This window comes from Arthrobacter sorbitolis, from assembly GCF_054510995.1.
Genome location: NZ_JBTNDM010000001.1, coordinates 277,444 through 296,213, shown reverse-complemented (window position 1 = coordinate 296,213; position 18,770 = coordinate 277,444). Strand labels below are relative to the sequence as shown.

The following is an 18,770-nucleotide window of genomic DNA, read 5'->3' as shown; positions in this document are numbered from 1 at the left end:
CAGCGCACACCCATCTTCCTCGCCTATACTCGACGGAGCGGAAACGGTACTGCGTTTCCACGACCGAAAGGAGGTGTCCGTGGGTTTATTGGACGGGCTCAAGGGCAAGGCCGGCACCCTCGCGGGTAAGGCGACCGAACTCATTGGCGACAATTCCGACAAGGTGAAGAACGGCATCGGGAAGGCCGGCGATTTCGTCGACGGCCGGACCCATGGCAAGTACTCGCGCCACATCGACGGAGTGCAGACGAAAGCATCCAAGATGGTCGACTCGATCGACAAGAAGGACGGCAAGGGCGACATCGGCCCTACCCCTCCGCCGGCCGTGTGATCCCAGCCTGGCAATGAGGAGCGCCGGTCCCGCCGAGAGGCGGCACCGGCGCTTCTTGCATGGTCCGGGGGAATGCCCCGGGTGACCGGGCGCTACGGCGTCGGCGGGCTGCCCGAGCGGCGGGACGCGGTGCCCGCCCGGCGCCGCTAGCTCGCGACGTCGCTCCCCTGCCGTGCGAGCGCCGTCAGGCGGGACACGGCGCGGTAGTACTTCTTCATGTACCCGCCGCCCATCATCTCCTCGGTGAAGAGGTTGTCGAAGGTGGTCCCGCTCGCCATGATCGGCACGTCCCTGTCGTAGAGGCGGTCGGCGAGGACCACGAACCGCAGGGCCACGGACTGCTCCGTGATCGTCTGCACGTCGTGCCAGGCGACTGCGTCGACCCCGTCGAGGAGCTGCCGGTAGCGGCTCGGGTGCACGTCGGCCAGGTGCCGGATGAGTGCTGAGAAATCGTCCTCGGCGAGGACTCCGGCCGAGTACGCGGCGATCCGCTCCTGCAGCGCGGCGTCGTCGATCGCCTCCGGGGCCTGCGGCAGACCGCGGTGCCGGTAGTCCTCGCCGTCGATCCTGGCCACCTCGAACTGGTCCGCGAGGACCTGGATCTCCCGCTGGAAGTCCTGGGCCGCGAACCGCCCGTCCCCGAGGGAGCCGGGGAGGGTGTTGGACGTCGCGGCGAGCTTCACGCCGGCGTCGGCGAGCTCCCGCATGAGGCGGGACATCAGGACCGTGTCCCCGGGGTCGTCGAGCTCGAACTCGTCGATGCAGACGAGGCTGTAGCTGCTGAGCGCGTCGACGGTCTTGCGGAAGGTCAGCGCTCCGACGAGGTTCGTGTACTCGACGAAGGTGCCGAACGCCTTCCTGCCCGAGGACGCGTGCCACAGCGAGGCCAGGAGGTGGGTCTTGCCGACGCCGAACCCGCCATCGAGGTAGATGCCGGCGCGCGTCGGGGTCTTCTTCCCGCCGAACAGCTTCCGGAGCCCCGACGGTTCGGGCTCGTTGACCGCGACCGCGAACTCGCGGAGCCTGGTGACGGCGGCCGACTGCGAGGGCTGCTGCGGATCGGGGCGGTAGGTGTCGAAGGACACCTCGCCGAAGCGGGGCGATGGATAGAACCCGTCCAGCAACTCATCGACGGAGACCTTCGGGGAACGCTCTGTCAGGTGTTCGATGACTGGCACGGATCTGGACCGCTTTCTCTTTCCGGGAGGGGTGACGGAGACGGCCCTGCACGCCGCCGTCCCGCTAGGCAAGACTACGGCAAGCGCCCGCGCGTGCCCGCGTGGGAGCACGCGGGATCCCGGGGTTGACCGGACCCCGGCGCCGGGTCGTGCCGGGCCGCCGCAACCACCCGATCCGCCGGAAGCAATCGCCCGCCCGCGTGGTTAGGCTAGGTGGAAAGACCCTGAAGGAGCACGCCGCGCGTGCCCCCAGCCATCCGAGAGGCCGCAATGACCCTGACTGCAGATCCCCACGACAAGTTCGCCGAGTACGCCCACCCCGAGCGGCTCGTCTCCACCGCGTGGCTTGCCGACCATCTGGGGTCCGAGGGTCTCGTGGTCGTCGAGTCCGACGAGGACGTGCTGCTGTACGAGACCGGCCACGTGCCCGGCGCCGTCAAGATCGACTGGCACACCGAGCTGAACGACGAGGTGACCCGCGACTACATCGACGGCGAGGGCTTCGCCCGGCTGATGACCGCCAAGGGCATCTCGCGCGACTCGACCGTGGTGATCTACGGGGACAAGAGCAACTGGTGGGCCGCCTACGCGCTCTGGGTGTTCACCCTGTTCGGCCACGAGGACGTCCGCCTGCTCGACGGCGGCCGTGACAAGTGGGTCGCCGAGGGCCGGGACATCACCACGGACAAGCCAGACGTGACGGCCGCCGACTATCCCGTCGTCGCGCGGGACGATGCTCCCGTGCGGGCCTTCCTCGCCGACGTCCTCGGGCACCTGGGCGAGCCCCTCATCGACGTCCGCTCGGGCGACGAGTACACGGGCGCCCGCACCACGATGCCGGCCTACCCGGAGGAGGGGGCCCTGCGCGGGGGCCACATCCCCACCGCCCGGTCGGTCCCCTGGGCCCGGGCCGCGGCGGAGGACGGCACGTTCCGCACGCGCGCCGAGCTGGACGCCATCTACCGGGACGAAGCGGGCCTGCAGGACGGCGACGACGTCGTCGCGTACTGCAGGATCGGCGAGCGGTCCAGCCACACGTGGTTCGTCCTCACGCACCTGCTGGGCTTCGAGAAGGTCCGGAACTACGACGGCTCCTGGACCGAGTGGGGCAACGCCGTCCGCGTCCCGATCGTCCGCGGCACCGAGCCCGGCGAGGCACCCGCCCGGGCGGCCTCGACGGCGCAGGCCGCCCGATGACCACCGGGGCCATTCCTGCGAAGCTCGCCGAGATCATCGACGACTTCCAGGACCTGACCGAGCCGGACCGGCTGCAGCTCCTGCTCGACTTCTCCCGCGAGCTCCCGCCGCTGCCGGAGCGTTACGGGGAGCATCCCGAACTGCTGGAGCAGGTCGTCGAGTGCCAGAGCCCGCTGTTCCTCACCATGGAAATCGGCGCCGCGCCGGAGCGGCCCGTGCATCTCTTCTTCTCGGCACCACCCGAGGCTCCGACGACCCGCGGGTTCGCGGGGGTGCTCCTCGAAGGCCTGGACGGCCTGCCCGCCGCGGAGGTCCTGGCGGTGCCGGACGACGTGCCGGACCGCCTCGGACTCACCCGGGCCATCACGCCGCTGCGCATGCGCGGCATGGCGGCGATGCTCGGCCGTATCAAGCGCAAGATCAGGGAAGCGCAGGTCAGGGAAGCGCAGTAGCGTCGGGCGTCCCGACGTCGGGCACCTTCCCGCCGGGGAGCGTGCGGCCGAACAGTAGGCCGTCGAGCCAGCGTTCGACGACGGACTCCCACCGCTGCGGGTCGACGTTCCACTCCTTCGTGTGGCGGGCGCGGTGGAACCGCTCGAGCGTGACGAAGGTCGGGTTCCTGGCGGCCAGCTCGGCCGAGGGACCGATCGGGACGAACTCGTCGTCCTCGCTGTGCAGGACGAGGGTCGGCAGGGTCAGCTGCTCGGCGCGGGCGATCCAGTCCATGCTCTTGAGGTCCAGCGGCGCGGCCAGCCCCGTGATCCGCCGGGCACGCTGGCTCGCGAGCAGGTACTGGCCCAGCCGCCCCACGGGGGCGGGGATGCGGTTCAGTTCGGCATGGTGCGCGAGCACCTCGATCCAGTTGATGACGGGCCCGTCGAGCACGAGGGCCGTGATCCGGCTCCGGTGCCGTGAGAGGTCCGCGGTCCGCAGCGCGATGGCGCCGCCCATCGACCAGCCGAACAGCACGACGTCGCGGGCACCGTGGGCGACCGCGTAGTCGATCGCCGCGTCGACGTCGTGCCACTCGGTCATCCCGAGGCCGTAGCGGCCGTCCGGCGCCGAGGGGGCCTCGCCGTCGTTCCGGTACGACAGGACGAGGCTGGTCAGGCCGAGCCTCCGCGCCGGCGCGAGCGCGCGAAGCGCCTCGTTGCGCGAGGCACCTCGGCCGTGCACCATGATGGCCCACGTGCGGGCCGGCGCCTCGGCCCGGACGAGCCATGCCGGCGCCGAGCCGCCCTCGACGGGGATGAGGACCTCCTCGTCGGCGAAGCCGAGGGCCGACGGCGACGGGTAGGTGGCGCCGCCCCACCAGCCACGGGTCGCGGACGCGAGGTCGCCGGAATAGACCCTCTCCACCTCGCGCTCCACCGTCCCCTCGCGGGGCACGTAGGAGCGGATCGCCCCGAGCCGGGCATGGCCCTCGCCGCGGTCGAAGTGGAGGCTGTAGGTGCCCTCGACGGTCGTGTCGTCGTTCGCGGGAAGGATGACCGTCTGGTTCCCCGCGGGTCCCACGACGGCCAGGATGTCCAGGTTCTCCTCGCGGCCGCGCGCGGGCGTCACGATCTGCCGCGCGAAGTACACCGCGAGTCCGGAGACCGCGCCGGCCGCCGAGGAGGCGAGGGCCGCCCCCGCCCCCACGCCCAGCGCCGTCCACTTGAGCCAGGGCGCAGGGGCCCGCTGCACCGCGGGCGTCGACGTTCCAGTTGCCATAGCTCCATTTCTACCCTGCTTGCACCCCGACCCGCCAAGCGGAATCGATTCGCGCCGGTGCTCGCGGCCCGCGGCCGGGGTCCCGCAGTACAGTGACGCCATGACGGAAACGATCCTCGTGCTGACCGAGGAAGCCCTGACCCTGCCCGATCTCTCCAATCTGCGGTCCCTGCAGGGGGAGGAACCCGCGGACGTCGTCGTGCTCATCCCCGAGGACCGCGACGAGTCCGTCCTCGGCGAGTTCTTCAGGCACCTGAGCCTCCTCGAGGTGGGAGAGGCCTTCCGCTCGTTCTCCGCGGACGACCGGCGCCACGACGAGGCCGCGGCGCGCTCGGCGCTCGGGGAATCGCTGCGGCTGCTTGCGGACGAGGGGTTCGCGGCACGCGGCCGGACGACGACGGGGAACCCCGTGGACGCCCTCGTGCAGGAGGCCGCGGACACCGGTGCAGGGCAGGCCGTGGTCATCACCCGCCCGCACGCGGTGGCGGACACCCTCCACCGCGACTGGGCCAACCGGGCCCAGGACAAGCTCGGGATCGCCGTGCTGCACCTGTACTCGGGCTCGGGATTTATTGGCGACTCCTAGGCGTTGCACGCACTATGACTACCGAACATGATGCCTACCGCCCCGAGATCCGGAAGACCGACGACGAGTGGCGGCAGGAACTGACCCCGCAGGAGTTCCAGGTGCTGCGGGAGGCCGGCACGGAGCGCCCGTACACCGGGGAGTACTACGACGCGAAGACCGCCGGCACCTATGCGTGCCGCGCCTGTGGCGCCGACCTCTTCACGAGCAACGAGAAGTTCGACTCGCACTGTGGATGGCCCTCCTTCTGGGCGCCGCTCGCAGAGGACAAGGTCCGTTACCTGCATGACAGGTCGCTCGGCATGGAACGGATCGAGGTGCGCTGTGCCCGCTGCGACTCGCACCTCGGACACCTGTTCAAGGGCGAGGGCTTCGACACGCCCACCGACCAGCGTTTCTGCATCAACTCCGTCTCGATGAAGCTGGTGCCCGCGAGCGAGTAGCGTTCGACGGATCAGCACGGAACGGCACGGCGAAGGCCAGTCCTCGGACTGGCCTTTCCTGTCGGTGAGGTCAGGTCCCGCTGGTTCTCGGCTCATCGGGGCGGGGAACGAGCATAAGCATCGCTGCACTGACGGTGTGTGGAGGGTAAGAATCTCTGTCCGCCTTGCTACTGTCACGGCACGACAGCGATCCACCCAGCACAGGAAGCAGGAGCCATGACCGTCACCCCGCTCGCCCCCGTCGACCACGAGCCGCAGGAGCACGCGGCGTGGCACGCCCTCAAGGCCGCGGCGCATCAGCTGCGCCTCCTGCAGGTCAAGGACGGCTCGGTCCCCGACGCGGAGGACCACGCCGAGGCCGCCGCCGCGACGGACGCGATCATCACCGCCGTGCAGGAGCTCGCTCCCCTGTTCCCGCACGATGCCGAGTACCTGGGCCGCACGGTCACGGCCTTCGAGGCGTGGCGCTCGGGCGGTTTCGGTGTCCCCGACTTCCTCGAGCCGCTCCTGGCCTTCCAGCCCCAGCTCGACCGGACCGACGGCCTCCAGCACCTCGTCGTCTTCCCGATGTACACGCAGAACGGCAGCACCAGCCGCCTCGTCGAAGCCGTGCTCATCGAGGTCCTGTGGCCGGAGTTCATCGCCGAGCTCGAGGCCGGCGACTACTCCAATGCGCTGTTCGTGCCCATCCGGTTCCTCGACTTCACCGACGGCTACAACACCAACTCGGCCGTGCTCTTCCCCGAGACGGTCGCCGTCAGCTCCACGCCGACCTTCACCTGGGGCGCCATCTTCGCCGACCGCGAGGCGGCCCGGTTCCGTCGCGTCGTCCGCGCCGCCGCCGACATCACGCGCCTCGACCTGCCCGACGACGCGCTCGAACTCCTCGAGGACCAAAAGCTCACCGAGGAGACGTTCGTGATGTGGGACCTCATCCACGACCGCACCCACATGCGCGGCGACCTGCCCTTCGATCCGTTCATGATCAAGCAGCGCATGCCGTTCTTCCTGTACTCGCTCGAGGAGCTGCGCTGCGACCTCACGGCCTTCCGCGAGTCCGTCCGGATCGAGCACGACGACGACGCATCGCCCGAGGCGCGCAGGCACGCGAAGCTCGTCCAGTACGCCGTCATCTTCGACCGCATCTTCCGCTTCAGCATCACGGGCAGCCGCGTGCGGAACTACGACGGCCTCGGCGGCCAGCTGCTCTTCGCGTGGATGCACCAGCACCGCGTGCTGCACTGGACCGACACGAAGCTGACCATCGACTGGGACGAGGTGGCCGACGTCGTCGTCGCCCTCGGCGAGCAGATCGAGCAGCTGTACTGGCGGTCCATCGACCGCCCCAAGACCGCGCACTGGCTCGCCGCCTACGAGCTGGTCTCCGCGACGGTCACCCCGCACCCGGCCTCTGTGTGGGCCAAGGGTCCGGACGCCCTCGAGCTCCTGGGGCCGCCGCGCGGTCTCACCGACGCCGTGCTCGACGACGAGTTCCCGCTCTCGATGTTCTTCGAGGCCCTGGACCGCAAGATGAAGCCCGTCATCGAGTCGACCGCGGGCATCACCGCGCACACCGCGTGAGCGCCGCCCCGGGCCGCACGGCCGTCGTGGCCGGCGCCACGAGTGCCGCCGGCGTCGCGCTCACGCGTCGCCTGATCGGGGACGGCCTGACCGTGGTCGCCGTCGGCTCCGACGCCGGACGCCTCGAGGCGGCGTTCGCCGGGCTCGACGGCGTCGACCGCCAGGAGTGCGACCTCACGGACGAGGCCGCGGTCGGCGGCCTCGCGGACCGCGTGCTCGCCGACCACGGCGGCGCCGACGCGCTGTTCCACCTCGTGGGGGGCTGGCGGGGCGGCCGGGGCATCACCACCCAGACCACGGCCGATTACGACCTGCTGCACCGCTCGGTGTTCCTCACGCTGTTCAACACCAGCCGCGCGTTCTACGACCAGCTCTCCGCCGGCGCCGGGCGGCTCGCGGCCGTGACCGCGACGGCGGTGACGGCGCCCACCGCAGCCAACGCCTCCTACGCCGCGGTGAAGGCGTCGGTCGACGCCTGGCTGCAGGCCGTCGCGCAGGGCTTCGCGAAGGACGGGTCCGAGGCGGCCGCGACCGCGGTCGTCGTCAAGGCCCTCGTGGACGACGCGATGCGGCAGCAGCATCCCGAGCGGTCGTTCCCGGGCTTCACGCACGTCGACGACCTCGCCCGGATCCTCGCCTCCCTGCCCGGCGCGCCGGCCGGCGAGGTCAACGGTGCCCGCATCGACGCCGTCCGGGCATGAGCCCCGCTCGGGGATAATGGGACGGTGACCGACACGATGATCCCAGCCACAGTTCCCGCGCCCCTGCACGACCGCACCTCGCGCAGCTTCGCGTCCGACAACTATTCGGGCGTGCACCCCGAGGTCCTCGCCGCCCTGGCGGCCGCGAACGAGGGGCACCAGGTGGCCTACGGCGAGGACCAGTACACCGCCCGGCTGCAGGAGGTCATGGAGCACCACTTCGGCGAGGGCATCTCGATCTACCCGGTGTTCAACGGCACGGGTGCCAACGTGCTCTCGCTGCAGTCCATCCTCCCGCGCTGGGGCGCGGTGATCTGCCCCCAGACGGCGCACATCAACGTGGACGAGAACGCCGCACCGGAGCGGGTCGGCGGCCTCAAGCTCCTGTCCGTCCCCACGCCCGACGGCAAGCTGACCCCCGAGCTCATCGACCGGGAGGCGTGGGGCTGGGGCGACCAGCACCGGGCGCAGCCGCTGGCCGTCTCGATCACCCAGACCACGGAGCTCGGTACGCTCTACTCCGTCGCCGAGATCAGGGCGATCGCCGACCACTGCCATGCGCGCGGCATGCGCGTCCACATGGACGGTGCACGCCTCGCGAACGCCGCGGCGGCCCTGGGCCAGCCGCTGCGCGCCTTCACGCGGGATGCCGGGGTGGACATCCTGTCCTTCGGCGGCACGAAGAACGGCCTCATGTTCGGCGAGTGCGTCGTCGTCCTGGATCAGGAGGCCTCCACGGGCCTGGACTACCTGCGGAAGCTCAACATGCAGCTCGCGTCCAAGATGCGCTTCGTCTCGGCGCAGCTCATCGCGCTGCTCGAGGGCGACCTCTGGCTCCGCTCGGCGTCGCACGCCAACGCCATGGCCGCGCGCCTGACGGAGGGCGCGCGCGGGATCCAGGGCGTGACGCTCACCCAGGAGACCACCGCCAACGCCGTCTTCGCCATCCTCCCCCCGGGGGCTGCTGACCGCGTGCGCGAGAGCTTCCGGTTCTACGACTGGGACCAGGCCACCGGAGAGGTCCGGTGGATGTGCTCGTTCGACACCACGGAGGACGACGTCGACGCGTTCCTGGACGCGATCCGCCGGGAAGTGTCCGCCTGACCCTCCCCGTCCGGGCAGCCCGGAGGTATCCCACCGGGGTGCCCGAACGGCACCGGACACCGGCGCGTCGCCGTGGAGCGCACCCCTGCAGGGCATAGCCTGCGGGGGTGAGTGCTATCGGAGGCGTGTCGCCACTTCCTGCCGAGTTCCTCGATGCCCTGGCCGGCCTCCGGACGGCCGTCCGCCGCAGCGAGATCCGGCTCGAGGAGATCCCGGCGCCCTCGCGGCTCGCCCCGTTCGCGGTGGCCCTCGGTGCGGAGGTCTTCGAGGCCACGCAGCTGCCGGTCCACGGGCCCGCCCGTGGCCTGCTCGCATCGCCCGAGCCGGAGGAACTGGCCACGGGCCGCTTCATCCTCCTCTACGACCCCGAAGGCTCCGAGGTCTGGAACGGCCGGTTCCGCGTCGTCACCTACATCCGCGCGCAGCTCGAGGCCGACATGGGCAACGACGCCCTGCTCGGGTCCGTCGCGTGGACCTGGCTCGTGGAGGCCCTCGAGACGCACGGCGCACGGCACCACAGCACGGGGGGCACCGCCACCAGGATCCTCTCCGAGAGCTACGGGACCCTCGAGGACCGCCCCGACACCATCGACATCGAACTCCGGGCCTCGTGGACACCCGAGACCTCCGACGTCCGCCGTCACCTCGAGGCGTGGTCCGAGATGGTGTGCACGTTCGCCGGCCTGCCGCCCCTGCCCGCGGGCGTCGCCCACCTGCCCCACCGCCGGTCCTGAGCACATCCCGCGAACACACCGCGGCTCCCGTCGTCCACGCGTGTCCCTGCCGGTCGCCGCGACAGCCGGCGTGCCCCGCCGGGCCCCTCGGCCGGCCGAGAACCATCCACCGGGGCGGGTTCGTCCACTTCGGGGCGGGGCTACCCGCGGGGATAGACTGAAATCATCATGACCTCCTCCACGTCCGAACAGATGGACAGCACCGAAGCGCCCGACCCCGCCGTCGATCCCGGACCCCAGGAACTGCCCCTCCTGACCGAGCCGCGCGACGGCGTCCCCCTCGTCATCGACACGCAGAGCGGCCTCGAGCGGGCCGCGGCGGCCCTTGCCGCGGGAACGGGGCCCGCGGGCGTGGACGCCGAGCGGGCCTCGGGGTTCCGATACGGACAGCGCGCGTTCCTCGTGCAGATCCGCCGCGAGGGCGCCGGTACCTGGCTGATCGATCCCGAGCCGTTCGACGACCTCCGGATCATCGACGACGCCCTCGACGGCGTCGAATGGATCCTGCATGCCGCGAGCCAGGACCTGCCCTGCCTGTCCGAGCTCGGCATGTGGCCGGACCGGCTCTTCGACACCGAGCTCGCCGCGCGCCTCGCGGGCCTCCCCCGGGTGGGCCTGGCCGCCGTCATCGAATCGCAGCTCGGGTTCAGCCTCGCGAAGGAGCACTCCGCCGCTGACTGGTCGAAGCGCCCGCTGCCGGAGCCGTGGCTCCGTTACGCGGCACTCGACGTCGAGGTCTTGCCGGAACTGCGGGACAAGCTGGCCGACCTGCTGCGGCAGGACGGGAAGCTCGCCATCGCGGAGGAGGAGTTCGAGCACATCCGCAGCACTCCCCCGGCGGAGCCGCGCGTCGACCCCTGGCGCCGCACCTCCGGGCTGCACCAGCTGCGTGACCGGCGGCAGCTCGCCGCCGTCCGGCAGATGTGGCTCGAACGCGAAGATCTCGCGCAGCGCCGCGACGTGGCACCGGGCCGCCTCATCCCCGACTCGGCGATCGTGGCAGCGGCGAAGGCCATGCCCTCCACCGTTCCTCAGCTGCTGGCCACGAAGGGCTTCCACGGCCGGGCGGCGCAGAAGGAGGCGCCACGCTGGCTGAAGTGCATCGGCGAGGCCCGCAAGCTGACGGACCTCCCGCCCCTCCACGTCTCCACGAACGCCCCACCGCCCCCGCGGGTGTGGGCCGAGAAGGATCCCGAGGCGGCCGCACGCCTGCAGACCGCACGGCCTCGGGTCGCCCATCATGCGGAGAAGCTCGGCATGCCCGTCGAGAACCTGCTCACCCCTGACTATCTGCGACGCATCGCGTGGCGTCCCCCGGTGGACCTGACGCTCGAATCGGTCTCCGCAGCACTGACGGAGCTCGGGGCGCGCCCCTGGCAGGTCGAGCAGGTCGCCGCGATCATCACGGTGGCCTTCCTCGACCCGGACCCCCTCCCCGCCAAGAGCCGCCAGCCGGCCCAGGAGCCGTCCGACGACTGACCCCGAGGGACCCGGCGAGCCGCTTGCACGCTTATGTTACCGACCAGTAACATAAGCGCGGATCAACAACTCGAAGAGGAGCAACAGGTGAGCCTACAAACCGGGACCCCGTCCACAGGCAGGACGTCGCGTGCAGCGCGTGCCGTCCGCGACGTCGTCTTCGTCGACGGAGTGCGGACCCCCTTCGGCAAGGCGGGTGACAAGGGCATCTACGCGGGCATGCGCGCCGACGATCTCGTCGTGAAGTGCATCCGCGACCTGCTCCGCCGGAACCCGTCGCTGCCGCCCGAGCGTGTGGACGACGTCGCGATCGCCGCCACCACGCAGACGGGCGACCAGGGCCTCACCATCGGCCGCACCGCCGCCCTCCTCGCCGGACTCCCCCGGACCGTTCCGGGCTTCGCGATCGACCGCATGTGTGCCGGCGCGATGACCGCCGTGACCACCACGGCGTCGGGCATCGCCTTCGGCGCGTACGACGTCGTCATCGCCGGCGGCGTCGAGCACATGGGCAACCACCCCATGGGAGCCGGCGCGGACCCGAACCCCCGCTTCCAGTCGGAGCGGATCGTCGACCCTGCAGCCCTGAACATGGGCAACACGGCGGAGAACCTGCACGACCGCTTCCCGGCCATCACCAAGGAGCGGACGGACGCGTACGCGGTCCGCAGCCAGCAGAAGCTCGCTGCGGCCTACGAGGCCGGCAGCATCCAGCCGGACCTCGTGCCCGTCGCCGGCCGGAAGGCCGGCTCCGGCTGGACGCTCCACACCGTCGACGAACCTCCTCGCCCCGGCACCACCGTCGAGGACCTCGCGAGCCTGCGCACCCCGTTCCGCGCCCACGGCCGCGTCACGGCCGGCAACGCCGCCGGGCTGAACGACGGCGCCACCGCAGCCCTGCTGGCCTCGGCCGACGCCGCCGAGGAACTGGGGCTGCCCGTCCGCATGCGCCTGGTCGCCTACGCCTTCGCCGGCGTGGAGCCCGAGGTCATGGGTATCGGTCCGGTCCCGGCCACCGAGAAGGCCCTCCGCCAGGCCGGCCTGGAGATCGGTGACATCGGGCTCTTCGAGATCAACGAGGCCTTCGCCGTCCAGGTGCTGAGCTTCCTCGACCACTTCGGCATCGACGACGAGGACCCGCGCGTGAACCGGTACGGCGGCGCCATCGCGGTCGGGCACCCCCTCGCGTCCTCCGGCGTGCGCCTCATGAACCAGCTCGCCCGCCAGTTCGAGGAAGACCCCGAAGTGCGCTACGGCATGACCACCATGTGCATCGGCCTCGGCATGGGTGCCACCGTCATCTGGGAGAACCCCCACCACGCGCACTACGGACAGGATGCAGCATGAGCTTCGAACGCTACGACGAACTGGCCGCGCTCGTCCCCACCGAGATCGTCACGCACTCCTACGTCCAGGACATCCCGCTCCCCGACGGTGCGGGCGTCCTCGCGCTCATCACGCTCGACAACGACCTCGACCACGCGAAACCCACGACGCTCGGGCCCAACACGCTCATCGAGTTCGGCCGCACGCTCGAGGGACTGAAGGAGCGTGCGGCGCGCGGGGAGATCTCCGCCGTCGCCGTGACCGGCAAGCCCTACTTCCTCGTCGCGGGTGCCGACCTCAGCACCGTCAAGAGCGTGCGGTCCGAACACCTCGGCCGGCTCATGGCCGAGCTCGGCCATGAGGCGTACGACCTCCTCGCCGACCTCGGTGTGCCGAGCTTCGCCTTCATCAACGGCGTCGCGCTCGGCGGCGGACTGGAGATCGCCCTCGCCGCGAACTACCGCACGGTGTCCTCCGGCGCCAGCGGGATCGGCCTGCCCGAGGCCTTCATCGGACTCGTCCCGGGCTGGGGTGGCGTGTACCGCCTGCCGCGCCTGATCGGGCCCGCGAACGCCGTCAAGGTGATGATCGAGAACCCGCTCAGCAACAACCGCAGCCTCGACGGGACGGCCGCCTACGGTTTGGGCATCGCCGACGCCCTCTTCGAACCCGCGGACTTCATCGAGCAGTCCCTCCTCTGGGCCGCCCGCGTGCTAACGGGTGGCGAGGGTGACGCCGTCGGGCAGCGCCGTGCCGAACTCGCACGGTACGACGATGCCGCCTGGGCCGGGGCGGTCGCCGCCGGCCGGGCGTTCGTCGAGGCGAAGACGAGCAATGCCGCGCCGGCGCCCTCCCGGGTCCTGGACCTGCTCGAGGCGGGCCTGACCCTGTCGCAGAAGGAATCGGCGGCGGCCGAATGCACGGCGCTGGCCGAGCTCATGCAGACGCCCGAGTTCCACGCCACGGTCTACGCCTTCCTCGACCTCGTGCAGAAGCGCGGCAAGCGCCCCGCAGGCGCCCCCGACCGGAAGCTGGCCCGCCCGGTGACGAAGGTCGGCGTCGTCGGCGCCGGGCTGATGGCGAGCCAGCTCGCCCTGCTCTTCGCCCGGCAGCTCAAGGTGCCCGTGGTCCTGACGGACATCGACCAGGCGCGCGTGGACAAGGGCGTGGCCTACGTCCATGCCGAGATCGACAAGATGCTCGGCAGGAAGCGTCTCTCGCAGGACGCGGCGAACCGGACCAGGGCGCTCGTCACGGGCTCCGTCTCGAAGGACGTCTTCGCCGACGCGGACTTCGTGATCGAGGCCGTGTTCGAGGAGCTCTCGGTCAAGAAGCAGGTCTTCGCCGAGGTGGAGGCCGTCGTCACCCCCGAGTGCATCCTCGCCACCAACACGTCCTCGCTGTCCGTGGCGGAGATGGCCGCGGACCTGGCGCATCCCGAACGCGTGGTCGGCTTCCACTTCTTCAACCCCGTGGCCGCCATGCCGCTGCTCGAGGTGGTGCGTGCCCCGAAGACGGACGACTCCGTGCTCGCCACGGCCTTCGTCCTTGCGAAGGGCCTGAAGAAGAACGCCGTCCTCGTGCAGGACGCTCCCGCCTTCGTCGTGAACCGGATCCTCGGCCGCATGTTCGGCGAGATCACGGCCGTCTTCGACGAGGGCACCGATGCGGAGACCGCCGACAATGCACTGCGGCCGCTTGGACTGCCCATGACGCCGTTCAGGCTCCTCGCCCTGGTAGGCCTGCCCGTCGGCCAGCATGTGCAGGAGTCGCTGCACGCGGCCTTCGGCGACCGTTTCCACGTCTCCGCGAACCAGCGGAAGCTGATCGACGCCGGCGTGAAGGGACTGTGGGAGAAGCAGGAGGACGGCACCGAGACCGTCCCCGGGCAGACCCTGAAGCTGATGGAGCGCGGGAGTACGCCGTCGACGGCCGAGGAGGTCCTGCACCGCACGCAGGACGCCCTCGCGGACGAGATCGGGCGCATGCTCGACGAGGGCGTCGTCGCCGCTCCCGAGGACATCGACCTCTGCATGATCATGGGCGCTGGGTGGCCGATGCACCTCGGCGGCATCACCCCGTACCTGGATCGGGTCGGGGCGTCCGAGCGCGTTCTCGGGAAGACGTTCCACCAGGCCTGAGCAGCACACTGAGCATCTACGGAAGGGCCCCGACCAGCCGGTCGGGGTCCTTTTGCTGCCGTGTGGGCTTCTCGCGTTCTGGCGTGGGAGACACACGCCCGGATCGCAGGATGCACGAGCCCTGGTGACCGAATCCCGAAACCGGGCTTCGGTGCGGCGCATCAGGCGAAGACGAAATCGACTCGTCGGAAATAGCGGGCATGCTGGGGTACCGGGTTGCCTTGGTGCTCCGGGGCAGGGCCCGTCGACTTCGAAGGGTGGACGGTTCGAGAGCCGTGCCGCTCCCGGTCCCCGTAGCTGCTGCCGGGCAGCGGTGGCGCGGTGGACCGGTAGACGTGGCCGGTCGGGGTACGCAGGTCGAGTGTGTGCCGGGCAGGCCGGGCCCGCCGGTCGGCGGAACCCGGACCGGTGGCGGAAGTCGTCTCGAGATCGGAGCGCGGTACGGCTTTCCAGCCGGGGAGTTCCTTGGTGTGGTTGCACGTTTCGCAGAGCCCGGCCCCGTTGGACAGGCTCGTGGGCCCGTCGTCGTGCCAGGCGACGATGTGGTCGTAGTGGCGGATCGGCGCGTCACAGTACGGGGTCCGGCACACGTCGTCCCGAGCCTGGAGGAAGCGGCGCTGGCCGGGGCTGAAGAGCCGGGCTTTCGACTCGACGGCGACCAGGTCCCCGGTGCCGGGGGCGGTGTACAGCCGCCGGAGCCACACCTCGAAGTCAGCATCTCCCGTCGAACGCCGGGATTCAGGTCCGGACGCAGACCCGGGTGGAGACCCGGGTGGAGACCCCGATGGAGGCCCGGACGCCGGTTCCGACGGCCCAGGTGGAGGCCCAGGTGGCGGCCCGGACGCCGGCTCCGACGGCCCAGGTGGAGGCCCGGATGGTGTCCCGGACGGCCCGGATGGAGGCCCGGATGGTGGCTCCGACAGCCCAGGCGGAGGCCCGGATGGTGGCCCGGATGCCTGCGCCGATGCTCCTTGCGATGGTAGTGCGGATCGGCTCTGAACGGCCTGTTCGGCTGACGGCCCTGTGACCTGCTGTGCTGCCTGTCCGCCGGGCGTGGTGGGCTGCGCGGCGAGGATCGTCCTGGCCCAGGCGGCGGGGACGATCCCGTACCCGGGCAGCCTGGCCGGTTCGCTGTCGCCCTGGAACAGCGTCCGATCGGTCATGATCAGCTGCACCTCGACCCGGGACACTCCGCCCGGAGTACCCGTCGCCCGCTCGACCAGGGTATCGGCCATCAGCTGCCCGCGACTCCGGGGATCACCCTCCGCGCGGCACTTGTCGGCATGCCGGGTGAGTTGGGCGTGCACTGCCACTCCTTCGGCGACCGGAAGCAGCGCCGTCAGGTACGTCATCGTGTCGGGCGCCGGGCGCAGACCCACATACCGCTCGGACGGGGCATGGCTCGCCCGGTCGGCGACGGACCGCGGGTCCCTCCGGTACGCTGCCGCCTTCGCGGCGGCAACGATCTGCCGGTTGCCGGCCCCCTCGAAGGCACCGGTGTCGGGGCTGAGGTCCTCATCGACCGCACACCGGTCCGCCGCGGACAGGCACGCGGTCTCCTTCACCAGGAGCATGGCCCGCCACTCGTTGAGCTGCCCTGTTTCGAGCGCGGCGAGGGTGTGCGGCATCTCCGTCACCAGTGCACGCGCCATGCCCAGGAGCGTGCCGCCCCGGTGAGGAGACTCCTTCCGAGCGAGCGCTATCTGTGCGGCCACGCCCTTGCCCCGCTCGGAGGAGGGGACACCTTGTCCGGCCTGGGACTCACGTTGGGAGAGGTCGAAGGTGACAGCGACCCTGGCCTGCGTCCCGCAGGCCACGGACTTGAGATCCTCCAGGACGCGCAGCAACTCGATCCGCTGCGGGCTATCGACTCCCACGGGCAGCATCCTCATCCCGCGCATCACTTCCTGCACCCAGGCCACCGGATCGATCGCCGGCATACCCTCGCATGAGGCGGCGCTAGCCAAGCGAGTCGCGGCCGGGAAGCCGAGCGAAGGTGAGTCACCAGCGGATGAATCCCCGGCAGGTGTGACTACGGCAGACCGGGCAGCCTGGTGCCCGGCTCCACCGGACACAGCGGCCGTGTGAACCAATTCCCGCAGCTGGCTGATCAGTGCAGCGCTATCGGAGCTCACCGGAAGGGTTGCCACAGCGTCGATCAGTTCGTGCACCGCGGTGGACCGGACAGCGGCCTGCTGCGAAGCGCCACCAGGACCGGTGGACTCGAGCGGAGCAATCCGGCTGCTATCCATGCTCAATCATCCCGCCCGGCACCGACATTATGAGGCCGGCGGAACCCCCGCCGACGGCGGCTGTCAGCAGGACCCGATGCACTTTCGAGCGCTGAACCACCCGATGCGGAGACACAGCAGGGATGCGTGAGCACGACGAGCTGGAACACCCTCTCGCCGCTACGGAGGCCCGGATCATCCTGTCGGTTGCCCCAGGCGGTTATGCGCGCCTGTTGCGTCAGGGTTCCCGGGATCGGAGCGACGGCAGGAGCAGGAGCGCGCCGGCAGGAACAGGAGCGGGCAGGAGCAGCTGCGCGCCGGCAGGAGCAGCCGCCCGCCGGCAGGATCAGGAGCGCGCCGACAGGAGCAGGAGCGCGCCGGCAGGACCAGCCGCGCTGGCAACCCTGATCCGAGGCGGGCAGCGCTCCCTGCGGGGAGCGCTGCCCGCGGAAGCGAAGGGCCACTGTCCGGGGCCACTTCGCCCGGCTCAGCCCATCGGACCTAGGCGACCGGCCGGGGGAAGATCCCGTCCAGTTCCGCGAGATCGTCGTCCGATGGCGTCCACGCGACGGCGGCGGCGTTCTGGCGCACCTGCTCCGGCGAGGTGGCGCCTGCGATCACGGACCCGACCGACGGCTGGGCCGACAGCCAGGAGAACGCCACCTGCACCTCGGTGAGGTCCCGCGCGGCCGCGAACGCCGAGAAGGCCTCGAGCTGGTCCCAGTCCGCGGTCTCCAGCACGTTCTTGCGCGAGTGCGTGAGCCTGCTGCCGGCCGGCACCTCGTTGCGGCGGTACTTGCCCGTCAGCAGGCCGTTGGCGAGCGGGAAGTACGGGAGGACGCCGAGTCCGTAGGCCTCCACGGCCGGCACGACCTCGCGTTCCAGGCGGCGGTCCAGGAGGCTGTACGGGTTCTGCGCGGAGATGAAGGGCGTGCAGCCACCGCTGCGTGCGGTGAACTCCGCCTCGGCGATCTGCCAGCCCGCGAAGTTGGAGTGTCCGAGGTAGCGCACCTTGCCGCTGGTGACGAGGTCGTCGAGGGCCGCGAGGGTCTCCTCGAGGGGCGTGAGGGCATCCGGGGCGTGGTACTGGTACAGATCGATCCAGTCGGTGCCGAGACGTCGCAGGGAGGCTTCCGCAGCCCTGACGATGTAGCGGCGGGAGCCCCGGGCGCCCCAGTCGGGACCGTTCACCCCGCCCATGTCGAGGCCGAACTTGGTGGCGAGGACGACGTCGTCGCGCCTGCCGCCGAGCGCCTTCCCGAGCTGGACCTCGCTGACCCCCGGGGCCTTGCCGTACATGTCGGCGACGTCGAAGAGCGTGATGCCGGCTTCGATGGCCGCGTGCACCACGGCGTCGGTACCCTCCTGCGACTCGGAGGTGGTGCCGGCCCGGCCCAGGTTGTTGCAGCCGAGGCCGACGGTGGAAACGCTGAGTCCGGAGGAACCCAGTCTGCGGTAGGTCATCATGGCCCTAACCTACCAACACGGTTGCCCCGGGCACACGACCCGGGGCAACCGATTGTCCGCTGGCGCTATGCCGCGAACCAGATACCGATCTCGCGCTCGGCCGATTCCGCCGAGTCGGACCCGTGCACGAGGTTCTGCTGGACCTTGACGCCCCAGTCGCGGCCGAAGTCCCCGCGGATGGTGCCGGGCGCCGCCGTCGTCGGCTCGGTGGCGCCGGCGAGGGAGCGGAAGCCCTCGACGACGCGCTGGCCCTCGAAGATGGCCGCGACGATCGGTCCGCTCAGCATGAACTCGACGAGCGGCTCGAAGAACGGCTTGCCGACGTGCTCCGCGTAGTGCTCCTCGAGCAGCTCACGGCTGGCGTGGACCTGCTTCAGTTCGGCGATGGTGTAGCCCTTCGCCTCGATGCGGGACAGGATGGTGCCGGTCAGGCCGCGGGACACGCCGTCGGGCTTGACGAGGACAAGGGTGCGCTCGACGCTCATGATGTACTCCTGGAATGGGCGCCGTCCGGGACGGCGCGGTGAACTGGTATCAGGTCCGACTCTACTAAAGGCG

At 70.7% G+C, this 18,770-nt stretch carries 16 protein-coding genes and 2 pseudogenes; 12 read left to right on the top strand and 6 right to left on the bottom strand.

The genetic code is table 11. The features are described 5' to 3' along the window. Positions 1 to 79 precede the first annotated feature (79 nt). Entirely contained in the window at positions 80 to 331 is a 252-nt protein-coding gene (locus ACX80K_RS01400) for an antitoxin (RefSeq protein WP_459270086.1), read from the top strand. Between the two features lie 146 nt (positions 332 to 477). Here ACX80K_RS01400 and zapE read toward each other — a convergent pair whose 3' ends face one another. Next, on the bottom strand, positions 478 to 1,509 hold the full coding sequence (gene zapE, locus ACX80K_RS01395) for a cell division protein ZapE (protein WP_459270085.1): 1,032 nt from the start codon (positions 1,507 to 1,509) through the stop codon (positions 478 to 480). A gap of 270 nt (positions 1,510 to 1,779) precedes the next feature. On the opposite strand from zapE, the gene ACX80K_RS01390 reads away from it, so the two are divergent. Next, positions 1,780 to 2,706, top strand: a complete 927-nt coding sequence (locus tag ACX80K_RS01390; RefSeq protein ID WP_459270084.1) for a sulfurtransferase — start codon at positions 1,780 to 1,782, stop codon at positions 2,704 to 2,706. Further along, positions 2,703 to 3,158, top strand: coding sequence for a SufE family protein (locus ACX80K_RS01385; RefSeq protein ID WP_459270083.1), 456 nt, complete (start codon positions 2,703 to 2,705; stop codon positions 3,156 to 3,158). The genes ACX80K_RS01390 and ACX80K_RS01385 overlap by 4 nt, the downstream gene beginning before the upstream one ends. Here ACX80K_RS01385 and ACX80K_RS01380 read toward each other — a convergent pair. After that, the gene (locus ACX80K_RS01380) at positions 3,142 to 4,419 is read right to left on the bottom strand and encodes an alpha/beta hydrolase family protein (RefSeq protein WP_459270082.1); all 1,278 of its coding nucleotides are present in this window, start codon (positions 4,417 to 4,419) and stop codon (positions 3,142 to 3,144) included. The genes ACX80K_RS01385 and ACX80K_RS01380 overlap by 17 nt on opposite strands. A gap of 100 nt (positions 4,420 to 4,519) precedes the next feature. Between ACX80K_RS01380 and ACX80K_RS01375 the strand changes: the two genes are divergently transcribed. From ACX80K_RS01375 to ACX80K_RS01335, 9 genes are all read left to right on the top strand, one after another. Next, the gene (locus ACX80K_RS01375) at positions 4,520 to 5,005 is read left to right on the top strand and encodes a hypothetical protein (RefSeq protein ID WP_459270081.1); all 486 of its coding nucleotides are present in this window, start codon (positions 4,520 to 4,522) and stop codon (positions 5,003 to 5,005) included. Positions 5,006 to 5,019: 14 nt separating this feature from the next. Then, complete coding sequence (gene msrB, locus ACX80K_RS01370) at positions 5,020 to 5,448, top strand: peptide-methionine (R)-S-oxide reductase MsrB (RefSeq protein WP_459270080.1); 429 nt, start codon at positions 5,020 to 5,022, stop codon at positions 5,446 to 5,448. Positions 5,449 to 5,664: 216 nt separating this feature from the next. Next, complete coding sequence (locus ACX80K_RS01365; protein WP_459270079.1) at positions 5,665 to 7,029, top strand: DUF6421 family protein; 1,365 nt, start codon at positions 5,665 to 5,667, stop codon at positions 7,027 to 7,029. Beyond that, positions 7,026 to 7,730 carry an SDR family NAD(P)-dependent oxidoreductase gene (locus ACX80K_RS01360; protein ID WP_459270078.1) on the top strand — a complete coding sequence of 235 codons (705 nt, stop codon included), beginning with the start codon at positions 7,026 to 7,028 and terminating at the stop codon, positions 7,728 to 7,730. Before ACX80K_RS01365 ends, ACX80K_RS01360 begins: the two co-directional genes overlap by 4 nt. 36 nt (positions 7,731 to 7,766) lie before the next feature. Then, positions 7,767 to 8,834 (top strand): threonine aldolase family protein, encoded by a 1,068-nt coding sequence (locus ACX80K_RS01355; RefSeq protein WP_459270660.1) that lies wholly within the window; start codon positions 7,767 to 7,769, stop codon positions 8,832 to 8,834. A gap of 116 nt (positions 8,835 to 8,950) precedes the next feature. Then, complete coding sequence (locus ACX80K_RS01350) at positions 8,951 to 9,568, top strand: DUF3000 domain-containing protein (RefSeq protein ID WP_459270659.1); 618 nt, start codon at positions 8,951 to 8,953, stop codon at positions 9,566 to 9,568. A gap of 168 nt (positions 9,569 to 9,736) precedes the next feature. Further along, positions 9,737 to 11,047, top strand: coding sequence for an HRDC domain-containing protein (locus tag ACX80K_RS01345; RefSeq protein ID WP_459270077.1), 1,311 nt, complete (start codon positions 9,737 to 9,739; stop codon positions 11,045 to 11,047). An 87-nt stretch (positions 11,048 to 11,134) separates the two neighbouring features. Further along, positions 11,135 to 12,394: a thiolase family protein gene (locus tag ACX80K_RS01340; RefSeq protein WP_459270076.1), complete on the top strand. Its 1,260-nt coding sequence runs from the start codon at positions 11,135 to 11,137 to the stop codon at positions 12,392 to 12,394. Further along, entirely contained in the window at positions 12,391 to 14,514 is a 2,124-nt protein-coding gene (locus ACX80K_RS01335) for a 3-hydroxyacyl-CoA dehydrogenase NAD-binding domain-containing protein (RefSeq protein WP_459270075.1), read from the top strand. Before ACX80K_RS01340 ends, ACX80K_RS01335 begins: the two co-directional genes overlap by 4 nt. A gap of 161 nt (positions 14,515 to 14,675) precedes the next feature. Here ACX80K_RS01335 and ACX80K_RS01330 read toward each other — a convergent pair. From ACX80K_RS01330 to ndk, 4 genes and pseudogenes are all read right to left on the bottom strand, one after another. After that, positions 14,676 to 15,233, bottom strand: a pseudogene (locus ACX80K_RS01330) (HNH endonuclease); the annotation flags it as partial. A gap of 348 nt (positions 15,234 to 15,581) precedes the next feature. Continuing rightward, positions 15,582 to 16,415: pseudogene (locus tag ACX80K_RS01325) on the bottom strand (13E12 repeat family protein); the annotation flags it as partial. A gap of 831 nt (positions 16,416 to 17,246) precedes the next feature. Then, entirely contained in the window at positions 17,247 to 18,212 is a 966-nt protein-coding gene (locus ACX80K_RS01320) for an aldo/keto reductase (protein ID WP_459270074.1), read from the bottom strand. 65 nt (positions 18,213 to 18,277) lie between these two features. Continuing rightward, entirely contained in the window at positions 18,278 to 18,697 is a 420-nt protein-coding gene (gene ndk, locus ACX80K_RS01315; protein ID WP_459270073.1) for a nucleoside-diphosphate kinase, read from the bottom strand. Between the last annotated feature and the right edge of the window lie 73 nt (positions 18,698 to 18,770).